23 protein-coding genes are annotated in these 21,269 nt (G+C 65.4%); 8 read left to right on the top strand and 15 right to left on the bottom strand.

All coding sequences use genetic code 11. The annotated features are described in order from the left end of the window. Positions 1-25: 25 nt before the first annotated feature. Positions 26-592, bottom strand: coding sequence for a TetR/AcrR family transcriptional regulator (locus tag SSA01S_RS06335; RefSeq protein ID WP_082794963.1), 567 nt, complete (start codon positions 590-592; stop codon positions 26-28). An 11-nt stretch (positions 593-603) separates the two neighbouring features. Beyond that, positions 604-1,065, bottom strand: coding sequence for a nuclear transport factor 2 family protein (locus SSA01S_RS06330; RefSeq protein ID WP_061779674.1), 462 nt, complete (start codon positions 1,063-1,065; stop codon positions 604-606). Between the two features lie 360 nt (positions 1,066-1,425). Here SSA01S_RS06330 and SSA01S_RS06325 point away from each other — a divergent pair, with 360 nt between their 5' ends. Then, the gene (locus tag SSA01S_RS06325; protein WP_061779673.1) at positions 1,426-2,508 is read left to right on the top strand and encodes a GGDEF domain-containing protein; all 1,083 of its coding nucleotides are present in this window, start codon (positions 1,426-1,428) and stop codon (positions 2,506-2,508) included. A gap of 386 nt (positions 2,509-2,894) precedes the next feature. On the opposite strand, the gene SSA01S_RS20150 is transcribed toward SSA01S_RS06325, so the two are convergent. After that, positions 2,895-3,746, bottom strand: a complete 852-nt coding sequence (locus SSA01S_RS20150; protein ID WP_061779672.1) for a cold-shock protein — start codon at positions 3,744-3,746, stop codon at positions 2,895-2,897. 288 nt (positions 3,747-4,034) lie between these two features. Here SSA01S_RS20150 and SSA01S_RS06315 point away from each other — a divergent pair, with 288 nt between their 5' ends. The 6 genes from SSA01S_RS06315 to SSA01S_RS06290 all read left to right on the top strand — a co-directional run bounded on the left by SSA01S_RS06315 (position 4,035) and on the right by SSA01S_RS06290 (position 8,734). Next, the gene (locus tag SSA01S_RS06315; protein ID WP_058732266.1) at positions 4,035-4,655 is read left to right on the top strand and encodes a ribonuclease D; all 621 of its coding nucleotides are present in this window, start codon (positions 4,035-4,037) and stop codon (positions 4,653-4,655) included. Between the two features lie 23 nt (positions 4,656-4,678). Continuing rightward, the gene (lptC, locus tag SSA01S_RS06310) at positions 4,679-5,305 is read left to right on the top strand and encodes an LPS export ABC transporter periplasmic protein LptC (protein ID WP_058717186.1); all 627 of its coding nucleotides are present in this window, start codon (positions 4,679-4,681) and stop codon (positions 5,303-5,305) included. A gap of 18 nt (positions 5,306-5,323) precedes the next feature. Further along, complete coding sequence (locus SSA01S_RS06305) at positions 5,324-5,866, top strand: LptA/OstA family protein (protein WP_058717185.1); 543 nt, start codon at positions 5,324-5,326, stop codon at positions 5,864-5,866. 60 nt (positions 5,867-5,926) lie between these two features. Continuing rightward, positions 5,927-6,727, top strand: a complete 801-nt coding sequence (gene lptB / locus SSA01S_RS06300; RefSeq protein ID WP_153002894.1) for an LPS export ABC transporter ATP-binding protein — start codon at positions 5,927-5,929, stop codon at positions 6,725-6,727. Between the two features lie 60 nt (positions 6,728-6,787). Beyond that, positions 6,788-8,269, top strand: coding sequence for an RNA polymerase factor sigma-54 (gene rpoN / locus SSA01S_RS06295; protein ID WP_061779671.1), 1,482 nt, complete (start codon positions 6,788-6,790; stop codon positions 8,267-8,269). A 63-nt stretch (positions 8,270-8,332) separates the two neighbouring features. Beyond that, a complete protein-coding gene (locus SSA01S_RS06290) occupies positions 8,333-8,734 on the top strand; it encodes a hypothetical protein (protein ID WP_061779670.1) in 402 nt (133 codons plus the stop codon). A gap of 481 nt (positions 8,735-9,215) precedes the next feature. Here SSA01S_RS06290 and SSA01S_RS06285 read toward each other — a convergent pair whose 3' ends face one another. After that, the gene (locus SSA01S_RS06285; protein ID WP_061779669.1) at positions 9,216-10,376 is read right to left on the bottom strand and encodes an IS30 family transposase; all 1,161 of its coding nucleotides are present in this window, start codon (positions 10,374-10,376) and stop codon (positions 9,216-9,218) included. Between the two features lie 224 nt (positions 10,377-10,600). Here SSA01S_RS06285 and SSA01S_RS06280 point away from each other — a divergent pair, with 224 nt between their 5' ends. Further along, entirely contained in the window at positions 10,601-11,092 is a 492-nt protein-coding gene (locus SSA01S_RS06280) for a Ros/MucR family transcriptional regulator (RefSeq protein WP_058717181.1), read from the top strand. 279 nt (positions 11,093-11,371) lie between these two features. Here SSA01S_RS06280 and SSA01S_RS06275 read toward each other — a convergent pair whose 3' ends face one another. From SSA01S_RS06275 to SSA01S_RS06225, 11 genes are all read right to left on the bottom strand, one after another. Then, positions 11,372-12,262 (bottom strand): flagellar motor protein MotB, encoded by an 891-nt coding sequence (locus SSA01S_RS06275; RefSeq protein WP_061779668.1) that lies wholly within the window; start codon positions 12,260-12,262, stop codon positions 11,372-11,374. A 3-nt stretch (positions 12,263-12,265) separates the two neighbouring features. Next, positions 12,266-13,129, bottom strand: coding sequence for a flagellar motor stator protein MotA (gene motA, locus SSA01S_RS06270; RefSeq protein ID WP_058717179.1), 864 nt, complete (start codon positions 13,127-13,129; stop codon positions 12,266-12,268). 113 nt (positions 13,130-13,242) lie between these two features. Continuing rightward, the gene (locus SSA01S_RS06265; RefSeq protein WP_061779692.1) at positions 13,243-14,139 is read right to left on the bottom strand and encodes a flagellin N-terminal helical domain-containing protein; all 897 of its coding nucleotides are present in this window, start codon (positions 14,137-14,139) and stop codon (positions 13,243-13,245) included. A 5-nt stretch (positions 14,140-14,144) separates the two neighbouring features. Then, entirely contained in the window at positions 14,145-15,488 is a 1,344-nt protein-coding gene (gene flgK, locus SSA01S_RS06260) for a flagellar hook-associated protein FlgK (protein WP_061779667.1), read from the bottom strand. Positions 15,489-15,491: 3 nt separating this feature from the next. Continuing rightward, complete coding sequence (locus SSA01S_RS06255; protein WP_153002895.1) at positions 15,492-15,794, bottom strand: rod-binding protein; 303 nt, start codon at positions 15,792-15,794, stop codon at positions 15,492-15,494. 26 nt (positions 15,795-15,820) lie between these two features. Next, positions 15,821-16,918 (bottom strand): flagellar basal body P-ring protein FlgI, encoded by a 1,098-nt coding sequence (locus SSA01S_RS06250; RefSeq protein ID WP_061779666.1) that lies wholly within the window; start codon positions 16,916-16,918, stop codon positions 15,821-15,823. A 12-nt stretch (positions 16,919-16,930) separates the two neighbouring features. Continuing rightward, on the bottom strand, positions 16,931-17,662 hold the full coding sequence (locus SSA01S_RS06245) for a flagellar basal body L-ring protein FlgH (RefSeq protein WP_082794960.1): 732 nt from the start codon (positions 17,660-17,662) through the stop codon (positions 16,931-16,933). A 2-nt stretch (positions 17,663-17,664) separates the two neighbouring features. Further along, the gene (gene flgG, locus SSA01S_RS06240; protein ID WP_058717176.1) at positions 17,665-18,453 is read right to left on the bottom strand and encodes a flagellar basal-body rod protein FlgG; all 789 of its coding nucleotides are present in this window, start codon (positions 18,451-18,453) and stop codon (positions 17,665-17,667) included. Positions 18,454-18,466: 13 nt separating this feature from the next. Next, on the bottom strand, positions 18,467-19,222 hold the full coding sequence (locus SSA01S_RS06235; protein ID WP_058717175.1) for a flagellar basal body rod protein FlgF: 756 nt from the start codon (positions 19,220-19,222) through the stop codon (positions 18,467-18,469). Positions 19,223-19,254: 32 nt separating this feature from the next. Next, positions 19,255-20,541: a flagellar hook protein FlgE gene (locus tag SSA01S_RS06230; protein WP_061779665.1), complete on the bottom strand. Its 1,287-nt coding sequence runs from the start codon at positions 20,539-20,541 to the stop codon at positions 19,255-19,257. Between the two features lie 28 nt (positions 20,542-20,569). After that, a complete protein-coding gene (locus SSA01S_RS06225; protein WP_058732274.1) occupies positions 20,570-21,268 on the bottom strand; it encodes a flagellar hook assembly protein FlgD in 699 nt (232 codons plus the stop codon). Position 21,269 lies beyond the last annotated feature (1 nt).

Below are 21,269 nucleotides of genomic sequence, written 5' to 3'. Positions count from 1 at the left end.
AAGGGGGAGCGCGCGCGCTTCCCCCTTATTCGGCGGCGGCGAGCGCGGTGTAGAGCCGCGCCGTCAGTCGTCCGAGCGTCGCGCGGAACAGCGCGCTGTCGTTCAGCGCCCGCGACAGGACGACCGCGCCCTGGATGCCGCTGACCACATCCTGGGCCAGCGTCGCGGCATGATCCTCCGCCACCCCCGCCTGCACTAGCACCGTCTGCAGCGCAGCGATCCAGCGCCGGAAATAGCCAGCGATCGGCTCGGCAAAGGGATCGCGCGTCGCGCCCAGTCCCCATGACCCGATCAGGCAGGCCCGCTGGCCCGAACGGAAATAGCGGTCGACCTCGACCATCATCGCATCGATCCCGGCACGCGGGTCTTCGGCCTGCTCCAGCGGCGTAACGATCGCCGCATCGAACCAGCCCGCGACATCGGCCAGCACCGCCGCCGCCATCTCCTGCTTACCGCCGGGAAAGAAGTGATACAGGCTCCCCCGCCCCAATCCGGTCGCGGTGCCGATCAGCGAAAGGCTGGCCCCCGCATAGCCATATTCGCGAAACACTTCGGCCAGCCCCGGCAGCGCATCGGCGCGCTCGGCGATCATCCGCGCCACGATCAGAGACCCAGTTCGCTCAAGCCGGGATGATCGGCAGGACGAGGCCCAGGCGACCAGTGGAACAGTCGCTCCTCCACCCCGATCGCCAGATCGTTGATCGACGCGATCCGGCGGCACATCCGGCCATCCTCCGCAAACTCCCAATTCTCATTGCCATAGGACCGGAACCACCGGCCCTCGCCATCATGCCACTCATAGGCGAAGCGCACCGCGATCCGGCTGTCCCGATGCGCCCACAGTTCCTTGATGAGCCGATAGTCCTGCTCGCGATCCCATTTGTCGCGCAGAAAAGCGACGATCGCATCATGCCCCGCCAGAAACCGGTCGCGATTCCGCCAGGGGCAGTCCGGCGTATAGGCGAGCGCCACGCGTTTGGGATCGCGACTGTTCCACGCGTCTTCGGCGGCACGAACCTTCTCGACCGCAGTCTCGGTAGTGAACGGAGGCAGGGGTGGGCGCATCGTCTTTACTTTCCTTGACCGAGTCGGCTATATTGTATCGATCGGTACAACAGGGCCATATGACTGGCAAGCGGCATGACCTCGCGACGCCAGGCATCGAGGATACCAAGGGAATCGCAGTTCCCACATGATTACAATGGCCTGTCGGATTCCCAAATTCCTCGATAGTAATAAAAATGTTTACGGTTTTTGCGTAAGAGCCGCAGCAACCGGAGCGGGCATTTGTTAAACAAATTCATTCTCGATGCGGCAGTGAAGAGGCACAAAGCCTTTTTCAAATTGCCCTATGAACTTGAAAAACAATACGATCTTTATCTGGCTCCGACAGTTCGTCGGCAGCTCGTCTTCGCCTTGTCAGCGATGCTCGTGCTGACGGTTGCCGGTTTCGTGGCGGATGCGCATGACGGCATTCTGGACCGCACCTTCCTCCTGAGGATTTTGCTGCACATTCCGGTATTGCTGTTATGCCTGCGCCTCGTGCAGCGGTCATGGCTGCCTCCAGGGCGTTTGTGGATCGTGGGCGTCGCCCCCTTTACCGTGACGCTGACCGTCCTGATCACGCTCGCCGCGATCAGCCCGGTCACTTCGGGCGATCGATTCATGATGACGGCCGGATTGACGATGATCGCGACCAATTTCGTCCTGCCGATCAAGTTCCGCGTGGCGATCCCGATGTCGCTTGTGAACATCGCGCTCTATTTCGGCATCCTGCTGATCCTGGGCGGGTGGACGCGGTTCTTGGAATATCGCGATATCCTCGGCTTCTACAGCGCAGCCACCCTGATCACGACCGTCGTCACCTATTATCGCGAGCGGGTGCAGAAAGAGGCGTTTCTGCTCCACTTGAACAAGGACCGGCAAACCGAGGAACTGGTGGCGCTAGTCGATGAGCTGACCCAGATTTCCTATCGCGACCCGCTGACCGGCGCGGGCAACCGGCGCAGCTTCGACATGCGGCTCGACGCGCTTTGGCGGAAGGCGACGCTGCACGGCGAACCGATTGCGCTGATCATGATCGACGTAGATCATTTCAAGCCGTTCAACGACGCGGTCGGCCATGCGGCGGGCGACGAATGCCTGCAGGCCGTGGCCAAGGCGATCGCTGCCGGGGCGGGATGCCCGATCGAACTGGTGTCGCGTTACGGCGGTGAGGAATTTGCGCTCGTGATCCCCTCGACCAGCGGTGCCATCGCCGAGTCGATCCGCGCGAGCGTCGAGGCACTCCAGCTGCCGCATCCCGGTCTGCCGCCCGGCCATGTCGTGACGGTCAGCGTGGGCAAGGCCTTTGCCCAGCCCGGTCACATCCCCTCTCATCAGGACGATCTGATCCGTGCGGCGGACGAGGCGCTTTATACCGCCAAGCGCCTGGGCCGTAATCGCGTGGCGGTGGCGAACAAGGGACCGACGCCGCTTCCCACACGGCGCGCACGCTACGGCACATAGACGGAACGAAGGCCGGTATCAGGATCGCGCGCCGTGCTGGCCGGATCGCGGGACGCCTGGGCCTAGGCAGCAAAACCCCCGATCCTGACATCTCCCCGCGAGGCACGATGCCTCCGTCCGCTGGGGAAATCCGCACATCGAAGCCGTGATGCTGCGGCTTTCTGGTGTTGCCGGACACTGGCGTTGAGGGCGCTGCGGGGCGCACTGTCGCTTTCCGCACATGCAAGCGAGGCCCGGCAAGACCTATCCCCGCTCGACGGTCACGACCAATCCCACCGGTCGCTCCGGCTTCGTGCGGGCCCCGACAACGAAAAGGCCCGGCGTCGCATCGCTGCAACGCCGGGCCCTGTCGCCCGAAAAGGGATGGCTTATTCAGCCGAGGGGGATCAGCCCTCGTTCTGCAGGTTGACGGCCGCGTACTTGCCGCGACGATCGACCTCGATCTCGAACTGCAGGCGGTCGCCCTCGTTCAGCGAGCCCATGCCGGCGCGCTCGACGGCCGAGATGTGCACAAACGCGTCGGGCTGTCCGTCGTCGCGCTGAATGAAGCCGAAGCCCTTCATCGCGTTGAAGAACTTGACCGTGCCGGTCGCCTTCTCGCCGGTCAGCTGGCGCTGGGGAGCGCCGCCGAAACCACCGGCCGCACCGCCGCGGGGACCGCGGTCACCGAAACCACCTTCGCGCGGCTCGCGGGGCGGCGCACGATCGGTGACGGGAAGCGGCTCGCCTTCGATCTTCAGCTCGGTGGCCGAGATGCGGCCGCCGCGATCGACGAGGGTGAAGCCCAGCGGCTGGCCCTCGGCCAGGCCGGTCAGGCCCGCCTGCTCGACGGCCGAGATGTGAACGAACACGTCTTCGCCGCCGTCATCGCGCACGACGAAGCCGAAGCCCTTCTGCGCGTTGAAGAACTTGACGACGCCCGTGCCCTCGCCAACGACCTGGGGGGGCATACCGCCACCGCCGCCACGACCGCCGCCGAAGCCGCCACCGCCGCCACGACCGCCGCCGAAGCCGCCACCGCCGAAGCCGCCGCGATCACCGCCGCCGAAGCCGCCACGATCGCCACCGCCGCCGAAGCGGTCGCCGCCACCGAAACCGCCGCCGAAGCCGCCACCGCCGAAGCGATCGCCGCCGCCGAAGCCGCCACCAAAGCCGCCTTCATCGCCGCCGCCGAAATTGTCCCGCTTGTCGCGACCACGCGTGCCGCGATTGCCTCGGCTACCTCTATCGAAACCCATAAGCCCTGTTCGTCTTCCCGGTTCGCCCGCAACTGCTATCTTCAAGAACCGTGCGCCGGACGAAGAGCGCGGGTCTTTTGGCGCGAAACCTTTTGCGCCTAGTCCGGTGTCATAGCGCAGAAGGACAGCCATCGCGAACGAAATCGTGCGAACTGCTCTCGCTTTACCGTGAACGATGCAGATTGCGTCGGAATTGTGGCCGAAACTCCACAAGTTTTCGGCCCTTCGCACGAATCACCCCCTTCGATCCCGGTTGAGGCTTCGCGCCCCGACCGCTAGGGCAGGACCATGACCGTTCATCTGCACGAAGAAGATATCCCCGCCGACCTGTTCGCGCCCGGCGCGTCGATCGCCGTCGACACCGAGACGATGGGCCTGATCACGCCGCGCGACCGGCTGTGCGTCGTCCAGCTGTCCGACGGCGGCCCGGACGAACATCTGGTCCGCTTCGCCCCCGACAGCGACTATGCCGCGCCCAATCTGCGCGCGCTGCTCGCCGATCCGGCCCGGTTGAAGCTCTATCATTTCGGGCGTTTCGACATCGCGGCGATCCGCCATTATCTGGGCGTCGTCGCCGCCCCGGTCTATTGCACCAAGATCGCCTCGCGGCTGATCCGCACCTATACCGACCGCCACGGCCTGAAGGAGCTGGTCCGCGAACTGCTGGGCGTCGAGCTATCCAAGGCGCAGCAGTCGTCGGACTGGGGTGCGCCCGACCTGTCCGATGCGCAACGCGAATATGCCGCCTCCGACGTGCGCTATCTGCACCGCATGAAGGTGGAACTGGACAAGCGGCTGGAGCGCGAGGGGCGCATGGCCCTGGCCCAGTCCTGTTTCGATTTCCTGCCCGCGCGCGCCGAGCTGGATCTCGCGGGCTGGCCCGAGGTTGATATCTTCGCCCACGCCTGATTCGGTCCGACCAGGGAGCCTGCATGTCCGAGATCGCCGACCGCGTCCGCACCCAGCGCCAGCGCTGGGCCGCGCCCGGCAGCCGCCACGACCGATTCGTCCGGGTGGCGCGCTGGATGCTGCCGAGCGCGATCGGCGTGCTGTCGGCGTTTCTGGTGATGGCACCCATCTATGCGTCCAACGAGGTCTCGTTCGTCCTCGACAAGAAGAAGGTCGAGGTCGCCAAGGAGCGGCTGAAAATCCAAGCGGCGCAATATCGCGGCGTCGACGACAAGGGTCAGCCCTTCTCGCTCGACGCGGGCTCGGCGATCCAGCGCAGCTCGGCCGAGCCGGTAGTCCAGCTCAACAAGCTGGCCGCCGCGATCCGCCTGTCGGACGGCCCGGCCACGGTCAGCGCCGATTCGGGCCGCTATGACATGCGCACCGAGCAGGTGAAGCTGGACGGGCCACTCGATTTCAAGTCGGCGGGTGGATATGACCTGCAGACGCATGACGCGACGATCGACCTGCAACAGCGTACCTTGGTGTCGGGCGGCGCGGTGACCGGCCGCGTGCCGCAGGGCAATTTCAGCGCCAACCGGCTGCGCGCCGACCTGGAAAACCGCACCGTTCGCCTGGAAGGCAACGCCCGCTTGCGCATCGTGCCGTAAAGCACGAAATAGCCGCCTATGCACAAGCTCTTCGCCGTCGCGGCTCCGGCCCTTCTCGTCCTGGCAGGCTCCGCGATCGCGCAGGGCAAGCACAACAGCCGTGCGCCCGTCGATTTCGGCGCGGACGTGATCGAGTTGCAGGACAAGCAGAATCGCGGCGTCCTGACGGGCAATGTCTCGCTGCGCCAGGCGGAGATGACGCTGACCGCCGCGCGGGTGGTCATCATCTATACCGGCCAGGTGATCGGCGGAAAGCCGCAGGTCTCGCGATTCGAGGCGTCGGGCAATGTCGTCGTCAAGCGCCCCAACCAGACCGCGCGCGCCAATTATGGCATCTACGACCTCAATCGCCGGGTCATCACCATGCTGGGCAATGTTACCCTGACCCAGGACGGCAACACGGTGAATGGCGGTCGCCTGACCATCAATCTCGACACCGGTCGCGCGGTGATCGACGGATCGTCGGTCGCGGGCGGCGCGTCGTCGGGCAGCGGCGGCACGGTCACGCGCGCGCCGTCGGGCCGGGTCACGGGCACCTTCTCGGTCCCCGATCGCAACTGAGGCGTGACGCGGGCGCCTGCCTCACGCTAACATGCCGCCAGCTAAGGAAAGTACCGGCCGATGGACATGGAAACCCCGATTCGCGAAGCCGATCAGCGCTCGGGCCATCGCACCAGCCCTGTATCGGAGCCACCGGTCGCCCATGGCCTGCAGGTCGTGTCGATCGCCAAGAGCTATGACAAGCGCACCGTCCTGACCGACGTGTCGGTGTCGGTCGGGCGCGGCGAGGTGATCGGGCTGCTCGGCCCCAATGGCGCGGGCAAAACGACCTGCTTCTATTCGGTCATGGGCCTGGTGAAGCCCGATTCGGGCCGCATCATGCTGGACGGCGAGGATATCACCGGCCTGCCCATGTATCGCCGCGCGATCCTGGGCCTGGGTTATCTGCCGCAGGAAACCTCGATCTTTCGCGGGCTCTCGATCGAGAAGAACATCCTGACCGTGCTCGAACTGGCCGAGCCCGATCCGGCCGAGCGCGCGCGCAAGCTCGACAAGCTGCTGGAGGAATTCGGCCTGACCCGGCTGCGCGCCGCCCCCGCCATGGCGCTGTCGGGCGGCGAGCGTCGCCGGGCCGAGATTGCTCGCGCGCTGGCTGCCGATCCGTCGATTATGCTGCTCGACGAACCGTTCGCGGGCATCGATCCCATCTCGATCGCCGACATCCGCGACCTGGTGAAGGATCTGAAGCGGCGCGACATCGGCGTGCTGATCACCGACCATAATGTCCGCGAGACGCTGGACATCGTCGACCGCGCCTACATCATCTATGACGGGCGCGTGCTGTTCACCGGATCGCCGGAGGAACTGGTCGCCGACGCCAATGTCCGCCGCCTCTATCTGGGCGAGGGTTTTTCGCTCTGATCCGATGAACGCCGTCCGTCGATCCGCACCTGATGGCATGACCGGCGCGGAAACGGCGGGATGAGCCTCGCCCCGCGCCTCGATATCCGCCAGTCGCAGTCGCTGGTCATGACGCCGCAGCTTCAGCAGGCGATCAAGCTGCTGACGCTGTCCAATCTGGAGATCGAGGCGTTCATCGCCGAGGAGGTGGAGAAGAACCCCCTGCTCGATGCGACCGCGGTGCGCGAGGTGGCGACGCCGGAGCGCCCCGAGCGCGAGGCCCCGGCGGGGGCCGACGAACTGGTCGCGGGCACCGCGCCCGCCGAGGATCGCGGGCTCGACCTGGATTACGCGACCGAGAGCCATCAGCAGGACAGCGTGGTCGATGGCGGCACCGGCCCCGATGGCGGCCTGTCGCTGAACGGTGCAAGCAGCGGAGGCTTGGGCGGCGAAGACGGACCCGACTGGGATTCGCTGCCCGACGATGCGCCCAATCTCGCCGAGCATCTGGAGGCGCAGGTCGCGCTGATCCTGTCGGGCACCGACCTGACCATCGCGGCGCACATCATCGACCAGCTGGACGAGGCGGGCTACCTCACCGTGCCGCTGGGGGAGATCGCCGAGCGGCTGGGCGTGTCGATCGCGCGGGTCGAATCGGTGCTGTCGGTCGTCCAGGGCCTGGACCCGACCGGCGTCGGGGCGCGGGACCTGGCCGAGTGCCTGGCGCTGCAGGCCAAGGAGGTCGACCGCTACGATCCCTGCATGGCCAAGCTCATCGCCAATCTCGACCTGCTGGCGCGTGGCGACCTTGCCCGGCTGAAACGGTTATGCGGGGTCGATGACGAGGACATGGCGGACATGATCCGCGAGCTGCGCGGCTATGATCCCAAACCCGGCTGTCGTTATGGCGGCGAGCCCGCGCGCGCGGTGGTGCCCGACCTGTTCGTCACGCGGACCAAGGCGGGCTGGGGCATCGAGCTGAACACCGCCACCCTGCCCCGCGTGCTGGTCAATCGCCGCTATTATCAGGAATTGCGCCACGGGCCGCAGGACAAGGGGTCGAAGGCGTGGCTGGCCGACTGCCTCGCCAATGCCAACTGGCTGATGAAGGCGCTCGACCAGCGGCAGCGGACGATCATCCGCGTTGCGACCGAGATCGTGAAGCAGCAGGAGGCCTTCTTCCTCCACGGCGTCGCACAACTGCGCCCGCTGACCCTGGCGCGGGTCGCCGAGGCGATCGGGATGCACGAATCGACCGTCAGCCGGGTGACCAGCAACAAATATCTCAGCTGTGCGCGCGGGCTGTTCGAGCTGAAATTCTTCTTCACCAGCGGCATCGCGGCGGCGGACGGCGGCGATGCGGTGTCGGCCGAGGCGGTGAAAAGCGCCATCAAGGCGCTGATCGCGAACGAGGGCGCCAAGATCCTGTCCGACGACACGCTGGTCGAACTGCTCCAGGCCAAGGGCTTCGACATCGCCCGGCGGACGGTCGCCAAGTATCGCGAGGCGCTGGGCATCGGCAGTTCGGTCCAGCGCCGCCGCGCCCGGGCGCTGGGCGGCTGACACGCCTTGAACCACGCCCGACGTGTATTATATTGGAAATACACTTAAGGAGCCGGGACGCTCATGGGCAAGAAGAAGCATAAGAAGAAGCAGAAAAAGGCCGCGCAGGACGAACAGGCCGCTTCCTCCGGCTCGTCATCCCTGTACCGGATCGGCCAGGTCCTGCTCGACCAGGCGCGCAGCCCGGCGGGGCGGCAGTTGCTCGCCACCGGCCTGATCGTTGCGGCCTCGGCCATCGCCCGCGAGACGGGGCGACGGGCCACCGACGGACCGGCCGCCGCTCCGCCCCATGATCCGCAAAAGGGCGAGGCCACTCAGGGGTCGCAACCGGGCGACGCCGCCCAAGGACCGCAGTCTGGGGGAACGACGCGCTCCGGTATGCCGGAAATTGCCGCCTTTGCGGGCATGGCATTGTCCGCGCTCGATCAGTTTCTGCATCGGCCGTCGTCCGGCAACAAGGGCTGAACCCACGCGGCGAGCTTGTAGCGTAGCGTCGGACCGCTCTGCCTCAGGGCTTCCGATCGACCATGCCGTTGGCAAGAACGGGGGGAGCGAAATGTCGCTCAACCCCCGGCACCGACGCGCGGGTGCCGGTTTCCCGGCGGCTTCCACTCCTGCTTGTCTTATCTTTGGTGCGCGGCGATGGGGTAGCCTAGGCTGATACGCGGCGGAAGCAAGTCAAAAAAAAGGCTGGTCCGAGGACCAGCCGTGAAAGTTTTTAGGAGAGGATGCCTGAAAGGCCCGCTCTCTCTGGCCGAGCTTTGCGATTAACACAAATGCAACCTCATCAATTTTAGTTGCATAATTTGCAATCATGGTGATTTTGTGCATTCCGACGTCGCGCTGTTCCGATAGTTTGGCCGTCTATGACGAAGACGTCATCTGCGACCCTATTCGTATGGGCGCCATGAATGACAGATCGGTCCGACAATAGCGGAGGGTGGGTTCAACCGGTCATCGCAACGGCTTCGGCAAAGGTAGCTCCAGGCGTTCGGAAGCCAAGTGTTTTTCGAGGCCGCGTATTGAGCTTGAGCGCGATCGCGTCGAGATCAGACTGTGTGTAGCCCGACAGGTCCGAACCCTTGGGAAGATATTGACGCAGTAAGCCGTTCGTATTTTCGTTGCTACCGCGCTGCCAAGGGCTCCGCGGATCGCAAAAGAAGACGTCAGCGTCTGTCGCCATGGTGAAGCGTTTGTGCATGGCCAGCTCGGCGCCACGATCCCATGTCAGCGATGACATCATTCCCTCGGGTAGCCGTTCAGCCTGTCGGATCAGCGCACTGACGACGCTATTGCTGTCCTTGCCGTCGACCTGAACCAGCATCACGAACCGAGAATGCCGCTCGACCAATGTTGCGACGTGGCTGTTCCTGCGCCCTGAGATCAGATCCCCCTCCCAATGGCCGGGCACGGCCCTGTCATCGATGTCTGCCGGACGCTGTCGGATCGAGATTGCATCGATGATCTGCCCGCGTGGTTGCCCCTTGGCCGTAGATGTCTTGCCGCGTCGCATGATCCTGCGGCTGCGCAGATGCACCATGAGTTCACGCTTCAATACGCCACGGGCTTGGATGAACAGACTTTTGTAGATCGTCTCATGCGACACTTGCATCATCCCATCATCGCCGTGCTCGGTCTTTAGCCATCCCGATATCTGTTGCGGAGACCATTGATCCTGCAGCTTCGCTGCGACCGTCGACTGCAGGCGCGGATTGGCCGCGAGCAAGCAAGGCTTTGGCCGAAGGCCCTGTTGCCATGCTCGGCCGTCGGCGGTCGTGGCACGGTACTCTTCGCGGCCTCCATTGCGAGCGACTTCGCGGCTAATAGTCGAAGGCGGCCGGCCGAGCTGCCTGGCTATCTGGCGGAACGACGAACCTGCAAACAGTCCGCGAGATATCTCTTCCCGTTCCTCTGGGCGAAGGCAAAGCACGCCCCGCCTTCGCGTCGCCGGCATTATCCCGCCATGAGCCTGCAAAACGCCAAACACCGAGGCTGCATGCTTGCCGAGAGCTCGGCCAATATCGCTCAGGGATTGCCCAGCCTTCCACCGAGACCAGAGGTCACGTTTCTGCTCTGGCGATAAGCCGGGACGACCCGTGCGTGCCATTCCGACGCCTCCTTCAACATCACTAAACCTGACATGTTGCGGTGACCGGTTGAACCCACCAGCGGCTATTTTTATCGTTCTTGCTTCACTTATGCCAATTATCCGATCGTCTTTTCTAAATAAAACCATCAGTGATCAGGCATTTTTTGGTCGATTTCCACATTCGACGGTTGACGCCGCGCGATGGACGGTTAGGTCACAACGATCTTTAACAGGAGCGTATCATGGCCGACGACCCTATCGATGTGAATGCCGTAGAACTGGCAACCGAATTGACCATTGCGTGGCTGGGCAACCCCAATACCCGCACCTCGTCGGAAGAGGTTCCGGCTTTCCTGCATAAGATGCACGAAACCGTGTCTTCGTTGCTGGGTTCTGCGCCGCAGACCGCCGATGTCGAAACGCCGACCGAATATGTTCCGGCCGTGTCGGTTCGTAAGTCGCTGGCCTCGAAGGATCACATCGTCTCGATGATCGACGGCAAGCCCTATAAGACGCTGCGCCGCCACCTCGCGACCCACGGCCTGACGCCGGAAGAATATCGTGAGCGTTACGGCCTGAAGCCGGATTATCCGATGGTCGCCGAGAGCTATTCGGAAAGCCGTCGCGCGATGGCCAAGAAGATCGGCCTCGGCCGCAAGCCCGGTCCGCGCAACACCGCCAACGCTCCGGCCGCCCGCAAGTCGCGCAAGGCGGACGCCGCCGACGCCGAATAAGCGTCACCGCGATCGACCGATCGCATGAGACCCGTCCGACGACCCCGCTCATCTCCCGGAGCAGGGCCCGTCGGGCGGGTTTCGCTTTATCTGGGGGGCGGCAGTATTTTCGACCGGCCGGATCACGTCGGTGCTGGCCAGCCGCCTTGCCGCACGGCGGCATGCGGGCCGATGACGCCGCACTGGCGGCACTGGCCCGGCACCTTCGGGGCGACGCAGCCCGATAAGCCCGCGCCCTTCGCGCATCGGGAACGCCATCGATGAACGATGGGCGCGCGCTTACTGCCCGAAGCTGCCCTTGCGATAGAGCAGGGTGATCGCGACGCGGCGGTTGCGCGGGTCGGACGGGTTGTCGGTGATGATCGGTTCGCGGTCGGCGACGCCTTCGATCCGTTCGAAGCGTGCTTCGGGGATGCCCCCGGCGGCCAGGCGGCGGCGGGTCGACTCGGCGCGGCTGGACGACAGCATCCAGTTGTTCATCGCGCGCGGATCGCCATAGCCCAGGCTGTCGGTATGGCCGCGGATCATGATCGTGTTGGGCAGCCCCGCGATCGACTGGGCGATGGTGCCGATCAGCGCGGACGCCTCGGGCTCCAGCTGGGTCGTGCCGCTGGCGAACATCGAATAATCGGCATTGTCGACCAGATCGATGCGCAGGCCGTCCTGGGTCGGGATGAAGCGGATATGCTTGGCCAGGCGCTTGAGCTCCGGCGTCATGTTCATCTTCTTCTCGAGCGCCTTTTGCAGATCGGCGAACTTCTTGCGATCCACGGCGACCGAATTGGGGTTGCGCAGCGAGCCCTTGTCGCCGGTTCCCGCCTTTTCACCGCCATCGGGCGTCATCTTGGGCACGATCAGCTGCACGATGCCGCTCGCGCCGCTGGCCTTGTCGCCCGCCCCCGGACCGCCGTTCAGCGCACCGCCGCCGACGCCCATCGAACGGGTGTCGAGCAGGGTCGGCGCGAAATAATCGGCAATGCCCTTGCGCTGTTTCTCGGTCGTCGCGCCCAGCAGCCAGAGCAACAGGAAGAACGCCATCATCGCGGTCACGAAGTCGGCATAGGCGACCTTCCACGCACCGCCATGATGCCCGCCATGACCATCGGCGATGATCTTCTTGACGATGACGATCTTGGGCGGCTCGTTCTTGCCATGCGGTGCGCGCGCCATGGCTTAGCGTCCCCGCAGGCCGTCGAACACCTCGGCAAAGCCGGGCTGATCCTTGTGCTTGATGCCAGAACGCGCCGCCTCGATGACCAGCGGCTGCGGATGGCCGTGGAGCGAGGCGATGATGATCTGCTTGACGACGTGATAGATGGCGGCGTCGGCGTCGATCACCTGCTTCAGACGTCCCGCGAACGGATTGACGATGCCGTAAGCCAGCAGCACGCCCATGAAGGTGCCGACCAGCGCCGAGCCGATCATGCCGCCCAGCACGCTCGGCGGCTTGTCGATCGAGCCCATGGTCTTCACGATGCCGAGCACGGCGGCGACGATACCCAGCGCGGGCAGCGAGTCGGCCAGGCTCTGCAGCGTGCCCTGCGGCCCCTCCACCTCGTGGTGGTGGGTCTTGATGGCGTTGTCCATGACCTCCTCGACCGCGTGCACGTCGAGCGTGCCGGACGAGACGACGACCAGGCGCAGCGTGTCGGCGATCAGGTTGACCAGCGTATGGTCGGCAACGAGGCGCGGATATTCGGCGAACACGGAGGAGGACTTGGGGTCCTCGACATGCGGTTCCAGCGCGATCGGCCCTTCGGTGCGCAGGAGCTTCATCAGCTTCGAGACGAGGAAGATGACGTCGAGATAGTCCTGCTTCTTGTATTTGGGCCCCTTGAAGATCTTGCCCATGGCACCGCCCAGCGCCTTCAACTCGGCACCGCTATTGCCGATGACGAGCGCGCCGACGGCCGCGCCGCCGATGATGAGCATTTCGTGGGGAATCGCCTCGAACACAGGCCCCAGCGCGCCGCCAGTAATGGCGAAGCCGCCGAAGACCATGCCGAGCAGGATGACAAGGCCGATGGCAGGAAACATGGTGGACCGATTCTCCAGAAGGAAGCGACACAAGGGCCGTCAGATGTCTGGATTACCGCGATTTGGTCACCATAGGGTTACCGCGCCGGAAAGGATGTCCGCGCCGATGACGATTATTTCAGATAATCGAACAGCGACAGCCCGGCCAGCTTGCTGAAGCTCGCCTGCGTCGCCTGCAGCACGGTCATCGTCTGCTGCAACTGGGCGATGTTGCTGGCGATATCGACGTCCTCGACGCTGGAGCGCAGCGTGGCGCGATCAGTGGCAGCGCCCTGCATCAGGCTTTCCTGCAAGGTGACGCGGGTTTCGCGTGCGCCCACCGATGCCTGGACCGTAGCGACATTGTTGTTGGCGGCGTTCAGCTGGTCGATCGCACTGCTCAACGTGGCGGCGGGCGTGCCGGGCGTCTTCAGTCCGGTGATCAGGTTGTTGAGCACCGTGAAGGTGTCGCTGTTGCCCGACTGAAAGACCTGTTTGGCGCTGACCGTCACCTCGACCGTCTGGTCGCGGTCGATGGGGACCGCCGAGACCTGCGAATCGGCATAGGTGGCCGTACCGTTGTTCAACTGCACCGCATCGGTGCCGTCGACCGTGCCGAACAGCGGCTGGTTGCGCATGTCGCGGGTATTGCCCAGTTGGACCAGCTGGTCGCGGATCGCGATCAGCTGGTCTCCCAGCACCGAACGGTCATAGTCGCTGAGCGTGCCGTTGGCCGCCTTGGTCGCGATCTCGGCGGCGTTCTTCAACTGGTCGCCGATCGACCCCAGGGTCGTGTCCACCTGCTGCAGCACCGATTTGGCGAGGTTCAGATTGCCTTTGTAGACGGCCGAATCGGCATCGGCGCGGTCTAGCTGCGCGATCTGCGCCGATGCGGCGGCATCGTCGGACGGCTTGATCAACCGCTTGCCGGTCGCGTTCTGCACCATCAGCTCATTGGCCTTGCCCTGCAGGGCCGCCATGCGCTTCGTGGTGCTCTCATAGAGGGTGGAGGTGGAGTTGGAAATCTGCATCACCGTCACCGGATTTCGAGGATGGACTGGAAGATATCGCGCGCGACCTGGATGACGCGGCCCGACGCGGAATAGGCTTGCTGAAACCGCATCAGCGACACGGCCTCATTGTCCAGCGTGACGCCGGTCGCACCGGCCAGCGCGGCCTTGGCCCCGTCGCGAATCGACGACTGGGCGTCGGCGATCGTCTGCCGCTGCTTCAGGCTGGAGGCGTTTTCGGTGACGATATCGGTCAGCCGGCCTTCGAACTGGCCCGTGTAGCGCGACGCCTCGATCGCCGAGAGATTGTCGGTGTTGCGCGGCCCCTTGCCGCTCCCCGCCGCCGCGATCTGCGACGCATCGGTCAGGGCGACGGTCATCGCCGCGCCGCTCGACGCCATGGTGAACATCGGCCGCCCGGTCGCGCCGCTGGCATCCTCGCCCTTGGACTGGAGCGTGTTCATCGTGGCCGCAAAGTCCTGAGCGACCTGGGTGAAGCTGTCGCGCATCGCCGAGATCCGCTCCGCCCCGTCGACCAGTCCGCCCAGCGTCCCGCCTGACGGCACCACCTGGGACACCTTGCCCTGCGAGGCGACGGTGAAGCTGATCCCGCCACCGGTCAGCCGGTTATAGCTGACCGAACCCAGCGTATCCGGCGAGGCCAGAATCGGCCCTGCCCGGTCGCCGATCCGCACCGTGGCGCGTCCCAGCTCGTCGAGCGTCACATTGACGTCGGACAGGCCGCTCATCTGCGACAGGATCTGGTCGCGCTGGTCGGCAAGCTGCGCCGAGGTGGCGGTGCCCGCCTGGGTCCGGGTCAGGCCGTCGTTTACACGCGACAGCGACACGGCCAGCGACGACAGCCCCTGGGCCGCATCGCGCGCCTGGCCGTCGAAATCCGCCTCGGTTGCGTCGAACGCCTTGTCGGTCGCCGTAAACGCGAAAGCCGCCGACGTGGCGGCTTCGATCATGTTGGTGCGCAGCGCGCTGGACGTGGGGTCCGATGCCATGTTGCGCGCGGCGGTGAAGAAACCGGTCAGCTGGTCCGACACCTTGTTGCCGGTCATCACGTCCTGGATTCGGCTGAGCCAGACGGAGCCCGCTTCACTGCGCCCCAGGTCCGAAGTCGCGGTGCGCAGACCGGCCGTCAGATAGGTGTCGGTCGCGCGGGCGATGCCGTCGACCGTGACCCCGGCGCCGGGCGACAGCCGGTTGCTGGTCGCCCCACCCGTGGTGCCGACTTCACGCAGCGTGACCGTGCGACGCGAATAGCCGTCGGTGCCGGTGTTGGCGATATTCTCGCCAACCGCCGTCAACGCGGTCTGATACGCCCGCACGCCCGAGGCGCCGATGTGAAGCAGGTCGCTCATGGTTTATGCGATAGGTTGTGCTTGGTTAATTTTGGGTTGCGACTTGGCCAGGAATGCGGTCACCGCCTTGCCGATGCCCATCGGGGCATGTTCGGCCATGGTCTGGGCCACCTGCTGGTCCTGCATGTCGCGAAACGTGTCGAGCGCCTGCGACTCGAACAGCGTGTCGCCCAGCTTGGTCTGGCGCATCGCCTTCAGCATCATGCCGTTGAAGATCGCCTCGAACTGGGTGCCCGCCTTGTCGAGATTGGCGCTGTTCGACAGCCGCTTGGTATCGGTGGAGACGGTCCCGGTGATCGGGGCCATGGCGGGCGTGGATGCGATGCTCTGCGTCACAGGATGATCAACTCCGCCTTGAGGGCTCCGGCTTCCTTCAGCGCTTCGAGGATGGCGACCAGGTCGGACGGGGCCGCGCCGATCGCGTTCACCGCCTTCACCACATCGGCCAGCTTGGGGCCGGGGGCGACGATGAACATCGGGCGCTTCTCCTCCTCGATCGAGACACCCGATTTCTGGGTGATGGCGGTCTGCCCCCCGCTGAGCGGACCGGGCTGGCTGACGCGCTGATTCTCGTCGATCTTCACGGTCAGCTTGCCATGGGTGACCGCCGCCGGGCCGACCCGCACGGCCGAGTTGATGACGACGGTGCCGGTGCGGGCATTGACGATCACCTTGGCGGGTGGCTCGGCCGAGGTGACGTCGAGATTCTCGATCTCCGACATCAGCGTGGCGCGGACATCGGCGCCCATCGGCGCACGGACCGCGACCGATACGGCATCCATCGCCTGGGCCGTGCCCAGCCCGAGGCGCGCGTTGATCGCCTGGGCGACGTTCTGCGCGGTGGTGAAGTCGGCGCGCGCCAGATTGAAGGTCAGGGTCGGCGCGGTGTCGAACCCGGTGGCGACGGCACGTTCGACGGTCGCCCCTTCGGGAATGCGGCCGGTCGAGGGGACGTTCACGACGATCTTCGACCCGTCCGCACCTTCCGCGCCCAGACCGCCGACCGCCAGATTGCCCTGCGCCATCGCATAGATCTGGCCGTCCGCGCCCTGAAGCGGCGTCAGGATCAGCGCGCCGCCGCGAAGCGACTTGGCCTTGCCCATCGACGAGACGGTGATGTCCAGCTTCTGCCCCGGCTTGGCGAAGGGCGGCAGCTCGGCCGTGACCATCACCACCGCGGCATTCTTCATGCCCGGATTGGCATTGGGCGGCAGCTGCAACCCGAAACGCGAGACGACCGCCTTCAAGGACTGGACGGTATATTCCAGATTGTCGTCACCCGTGCCCGGCAGGCCGACGACGACGCCGTAACCGGTCAGCTGGTTGGTGCGGATGCCCTGGAACCCGCCCAGGTCCTTGATACGGTCGGCCGAGGCCGGCCCTGCGATCAGGATCGTGGCGAACAGCGCGGCGAGGAAGCGAAAGATCATGTCTCTGATGCCTCAGAACGGGCTGACGGCCGAGAAGAAGCGGCTCAGCCACCCCTGGCGGCTGGCGCGGGCGACGTCGCCCTTGCCGGTATAGGCGATCTGCGCATCGGCGACGCGGGTCGATTCGACGCGGTTGTCGATGCCGACATCGGCCATGCGGACCAGCCCCTTGATCTGGATGAACTCGTCGCCGCGGTTCAGCGTCACGCGCTTCTGCCCCTGCACCAACATGGTGCCGTTGGGGAACACCTGCGCCACGGTCACGCTGATCTCGCCCGACAGCGAGTTGGACTGGTCGGCGGCACCCTGGCCGGTGAAGTTGCGGCTGCCGCTCATGCCGATATCGGTCGACTTGAGCAGCGATCCCAGCGGACCGGTGACCGGCGGAGCCAGGCCCAGATCGCCCTTCGAGCCCAGCTTCGAGCCCGCCGACTTGGACGCGGCGGTCCGCTCGACCAGGATGATGGTCAGCGGATCGCCGACCCGGCGCGCGCGCCAGCCTTCGTAGAGCGCGGCATAGCCGTCCGACACCTGGAAGATGCCGCCATTGGGCTGGGCGACCGGCTGCATCGGCACAGGCGCGGGGCGCACGGTGGTGAAGTCCTCGACGGGCTTCTTCTTGCCGAACAGGCTGGCATGGGCCGGGATCGGCGCCAGCGCGGCGACGACCAGCGTACCCGCCGCCGCCGACAGCGCCAGCTCGGTCCAATACCCGAAGCGAAGGGTGGGAAAGCGGAAGGTCATGATCACAGATTCTGGTTGGCGTACTGGAGCATTTCGTCGGTCGACTTGATCATCTTCGAGTTCACCTCATAGGCGCGCTGCGTTTCGATCATGTCGACCAGCTCCTCTACGACGTTGACGTTCGAGCCTTCGAGCATGCCCTGGCGGATCTGGCCGCGCCCCTCAAGGCCGGCGACACCCATGTTCGCGGCGCCCGAGGCGGCGGTCTCGGTCAGGTAGTTGTCGCCCTTGGCCTGCAGCCCGGCCGAGTTCGGGAAGCTGGCGATCTGGATCTGGCCGATCTGGGCGGGCGCGGTCTGCCCGGCCAGCGTCGCCGACACGGTGCCGTCGGTGCCGATGGTGATCTGGGTCGTCCCCTCCGGCACGGTGATGCCGGGCATCACCTGATATCCCTCGGACGTGACCAGCAGCCCCTCGGCCGAGCGCGAGAAATTGCCCGCGCGGGTATAGCCCAGCGTCCCGCCCGGCATCTGCACCTGGAAGAAGCCGTCGCCGTCGATCGCCAGGTCGAGGCTGTTGTTGGTGGTCTGCATCGCGCCCTGGGTGTTGATGCGCGCGGTCCCCTGGACCCGCACACCGGTGCCGACGTTCAGGCCGGTCGCATATTTGCTCTCGGTCGAGCTGGCCGCGCCCGGCGCGGTGACGACCTGATAGGCCAGCGTCTCGAAGGCGGCGCGGTCGCGCTTGAACCCGGTCGTGTTGACGTTGGCCAGGTTGTTCGAGATGACCCGCATACGCATATCCTGGGCATCGAGCCCGGTGCGCGCGACGTGCAAGGCGGCGGACGACATAAACCTCTAATCCTCAGCTCGGCAGACGCATCAGCGATGCGCTGTTCTCATCCAACGACTTGGCCTCTTTCATGAGGTTGGCCTGCACCTCGTAACTGCGCTGGTTCTCGATCATGTCGACCAGCGTCTGCGTCATGTTGACGTTGGACCCTTCCAGCGCGCCGGACTGGACGGTGGCGTCCATGTCCTGCGGCAGGGCGCCCCCGCCCTTCACGCGCAGCAGATTGTCCAGACCCTTGACCGTGGTCGACCCGCGCGTGTCGGCCAGCTTCAGCCGGTCGATCACCTGGGGCTGGGCGTCGGGACCGGAGCCCAGCGGCAGGATCGAGACGGTGCCGTCGGGCGCGATGGTCAACGAGTTGTACGGCGGCACGGTGATCGGGCCGTTCTGGCCGATCGCCGGATAGCCGTCGCCGGTCTGCAACACGCCGGTCGCCGTCACCTCCAGGTCGCCACGCCTCGTATAGGCCTCCGACCCGTCGGGAGCCTGCACCGCCAGCCACGCGGTGCCGGTGGCGACCGCGACGTCGAGCGGGTTGCCCGTCTGCTGCACCGTGCCCGGCGCGCGATCGGCGTCGGTCACCTCGTCGGCGGTCGGCATCCGCGCCTCGAACGCCGCGCCGCCGCCCTTCAGGTCGATGCGGTCGAACACGACGCGATCGGCGCGAAATCCGATCGTCGAGGCGTTCGCCATGTTGTTGGCGATCGCGGTCTGCGCCGCCATATGCGCCCGCAGACCCGTCGCCGCCGTGTAGACCAGCTTGTCCATCGCGGTTCCCTGTTACCCCCCGACCCCTATGATCAGCTGCGCAGGTTGAAGATCGTCTGCGAGATCTGGTTCGAGGTATCGAGCGCCTTGGCGTTCGCCTGGAAATCGCGCTGCGCCGCGATCAGGTTGACCAGTTCCTCGGTGATGTCGACGTTGGAGCCTTCCAGCGTGCTCGACTTGATCGCGCCGTAGGTGCCCTCGCCCGCCGAGCCGATGTTCGGGTTGCCCGACAGGCCGGTCGCCTGCCAATAGCTGTCGCCCGATTGGCGCAGGCCCGGCATGTTGACGAACGAGGCCAGCGCCACCTTGCCCAGCTTGGCGGTCTCGCCGTTCGAGAAGGACGCAACGACCAGGCCGTCCGATCCCACCGACACGCCGGTCAGCGTACCGATCGCCTTGCCGTCCTGGGTGCGCGAGGCGACCGAGAAGACCGAGCCCGCCTGCGACGTCCCGGTATAGTCCAGCGTCAGCGGCTGCGAGACGGTCGAGCTGTGCGAGGTGAAATTGTCGAAGGTGACCGGCGCGGTCGGCTTGGTCATGTTGCCGTTCTTGTCGAAGGTCAGCTCGACCGGGTCGGCGGAACCCTGAACCTTCAGCTGCTGGTCGTCGACGAAGCTGTAGACCTGCCAGGTGCTGCTGCCGTCGGTCGGCTGGATCGCATTGCCATTGGCATCGACGGGCAACGGCTTGCGGACATAATAGTTGGTCAGCGTCATGGCATTGCCCGACGGGTCGTAGATCTTGGTGATGGTGGTGTTGTTGTAGGTCGCGAGGTTGGACCGGTTGAACGCCATCGGCGTCGTCGCCGCGGTGCTCGACAGGTTGAGGTCCATCGTCACCTTCTTGGTCGCGATCGGCTCGCCGCTGGTCGCGGGCAGCTGCAACGCGGCCAGGCCGTCGAGGCCGGTGGCGGTGACGTTGCCGTCGGTGTCGACCGGCAGCACCTGCAAGCGGCCGCCGCTGGAATCGGTCACGTAATTCTGCTGATCGACCTGGAACGCGCCGTTGCGGGTATATTGCAGCGGGCCCTTGCCGGGATTCTGCACCGCGAAGAAGCCGTCACCCGAAATGGCGAGGTCCAGCGCATTGGCCGAATTGTTGTAATTGCCTTCCTTGAACTCCTGGCGGTTCGCCTTGACCACCACGCCCGAGCCGACCTGCTTGGTCGGGTCGGTCGCGAAGTTCGACGCCATCACGTCGGCGAACTGGGCATGGCTCTTCTTGAAGCCGTTGGTGCCGACGTTCGCGATGTTGTGCGAGATCACGGACAGGTCGGTCTGCGAAGCCTGGAGACCGCTCAGCGAGGTATAGAAGGACATGGGTTCAGTACCTTGATGGGGAAAGGGTTCAGCCGACCGAGCGGACGGCGGAGAGGTCGACCTGGCCGAGCCCGGCCACGGTCAGGATGGGATTGCCCGAGCTGGGCATCGACACCGACTGGACGGGCGCCCAGACCAGCGGACGGCCCGACACGGCGGAAACACCGTCATTGGCGTTCAGCGTGACGGTGAACGGACCGCTGCCCGCCTCCGCGCCGTCGTCGGTCTTGCCGTCCCAATCGAAGCTGGTGGTGCCCGCCTTCTGCGCGCCCAGCGACATGGTCTTCAGCGGATTGCCCTTGGCGTCGGAGATGGTGACGAGCACGTTGGAGGCCGCCTGATCCAGCTCGACCGCGCCGGCCAGGCCGCCGCTGGTCCGGCCATAGGCGACCGATCCGGGGGTCAGCACCGTCTTGCCGACATAGCTCATGGCGTCGGCCTTGGTCGTGCCGTTCATCTTGGCGGCCATCGCCGACAGGGTGGTGTTCATCTCGGAGATGCCCGCCACGCTGGAGAACTGCGCCATCTGGGCGACCATCTGGGTGTTGTCCATCGGCGAGAACGGGTCCTGGTTCTGCAGCTGCGCGGTCAGCAGCTTCAGGAAGGACGTCTGGTCGAGCGTGTTCGGGTTCTTGGCCGGGGTCGCGGCCGCCGCGCCGCTGGTCGCGCCGGAGCGACGAACGCCCATCGCGTCCAGCGTCGAGTCCATGGTGGTCGAAGTGGTCATG

Origin of the sequence: Sphingomonas sanguinis NBRC 13937 (genome assembly GCF_001591005.1) — a bacterium.
Taxonomy (GTDB): Bacteria; Pseudomonadota; Alphaproteobacteria; order Sphingomonadales; family Sphingomonadaceae; genus Sphingomonas; species Sphingomonas sanguinis.
Note: the sequence above shows the minus strand (reverse complement) of the source record. Positions and strands in the feature narration are given on the sequence as shown.

What these genes read in the sequence shown, in the direction of transcription:
- SSA01S_RS06335 (WP_082794963.1), bottom strand. Translation starts at nt 592, where the DNA reads ATGATCGCCGAGCGCGCCGATGCGCTGCCGGGGCTGGCCGAAGTGTTT.
- SSA01S_RS06330 (WP_061779674.1), bottom strand. Translation starts at nt 1,065, where the DNA reads ATGCGCCCACCCCTGCCTCCGTTCACTACCGAGACTGCGGTCGAGAAG.
- SSA01S_RS06325 (WP_061779673.1), top strand. Translation starts at nt 1,426, where the DNA reads ATGCTCGTGCTGACGGTTGCCGGTTTCGTGGCGGATGCGCATGACGGC.
- SSA01S_RS20150 (WP_061779672.1), bottom strand. Translation starts at nt 3,746, where the DNA reads ATGGGTTTCGATAGAGGTAGCCGAGGCAATCGCGGCACGCGTGGTCGC.
- SSA01S_RS06315 (WP_058732266.1), top strand. Translation starts at nt 4,035, where the DNA reads ATGACCGTTCATCTGCACGAAGAAGATATCCCCGCCGACCTGTTCGCG.
- lptC (WP_058717186.1), top strand. Translation starts at nt 4,679, where the DNA reads ATGTCCGAGATCGCCGACCGCGTCCGCACCCAGCGCCAGCGCTGGGCC.
- SSA01S_RS06305 (WP_058717185.1), top strand. Translation starts at nt 5,324, where the DNA reads ATGCACAAGCTCTTCGCCGTCGCGGCTCCGGCCCTTCTCGTCCTGGCA.
- lptB (WP_153002894.1), top strand. Translation starts at nt 5,927, where the DNA reads ATGGACATGGAAACCCCGATTCGCGAAGCCGATCAGCGCTCGGGCCAT.
- rpoN (WP_061779671.1), top strand. Translation starts at nt 6,788, where the DNA reads ATGAGCCTCGCCCCGCGCCTCGATATCCGCCAGTCGCAGTCGCTGGTC.
- SSA01S_RS06290 (WP_061779670.1), top strand. Translation starts at nt 8,333, where the DNA reads ATGGGCAAGAAGAAGCATAAGAAGAAGCAGAAAAAGGCCGCGCAGGAC.
- SSA01S_RS06285 (WP_061779669.1), bottom strand. Translation starts at nt 10,376, where the DNA reads ATGGCACGCACGGGTCGTCCCGGCTTATCGCCAGAGCAGAAACGTGAC.
- SSA01S_RS06280 (WP_058717181.1), top strand. Translation starts at nt 10,601, where the DNA reads ATGGCCGACGACCCTATCGATGTGAATGCCGTAGAACTGGCAACCGAA.
- SSA01S_RS06275 (WP_061779668.1), bottom strand. Translation starts at nt 12,262, where the DNA reads ATGGCGCGCGCACCGCATGGCAAGAACGAGCCGCCCAAGATCGTCATC.
- motA (WP_058717179.1), bottom strand. Translation starts at nt 13,129, where the DNA reads ATGTTTCCTGCCATCGGCCTTGTCATCCTGCTCGGCATGGTCTTCGGC.
- SSA01S_RS06265 (WP_061779692.1), bottom strand. Translation starts at nt 14,139, where the DNA reads ATGCAGATTTCCAACTCCACCTCCACCCTCTATGAGAGCACCACGAAG.
- flgK (WP_061779667.1), bottom strand. Translation starts at nt 15,488, where the DNA reads ATGAGCGACCTGCTTCACATCGGCGCCTCGGGCGTGCGGGCGTATCAG.
- SSA01S_RS06255 (WP_153002895.1), bottom strand. Translation starts at nt 15,794, where the DNA reads ATGGCCCCGATCACCGGGACCGTCTCCACCGATACCAAGCGGCTGTCG.
- SSA01S_RS06250 (WP_061779666.1), bottom strand. Translation starts at nt 16,918, where the DNA reads ATGATCTTTCGCTTCCTCGCCGCGCTGTTCGCCACGATCCTGATCGCA.
- SSA01S_RS06245 (WP_082794960.1), bottom strand. Translation starts at nt 17,662, where the DNA reads ATGACCTTCCGCTTTCCCACCCTTCGCTTCGGGTATTGGACCGAGCTG.
- flgG (WP_058717176.1), bottom strand. Translation starts at nt 18,453, where the DNA reads ATGTCGTCCGCCGCCTTGCACGTCGCGCGCACCGGGCTCGATGCCCAG.
- SSA01S_RS06235 (WP_058717175.1), bottom strand. Translation starts at nt 19,222, where the DNA reads ATGGACAAGCTGGTCTACACGGCGGCGACGGGTCTGCGGGCGCATATG.
- SSA01S_RS06230 (WP_061779665.1), bottom strand. Translation starts at nt 20,541, where the DNA reads ATGTCCTTCTATACCTCGCTGAGCGGTCTCCAGGCTTCGCAGACCGAC.
- SSA01S_RS06225 (WP_058732274.1), bottom strand. Translation starts at nt 21,268, where the DNA reads ATGACCACTTCGACCACCATGGACTCGACGCTGGACGCGATGGGCGTT.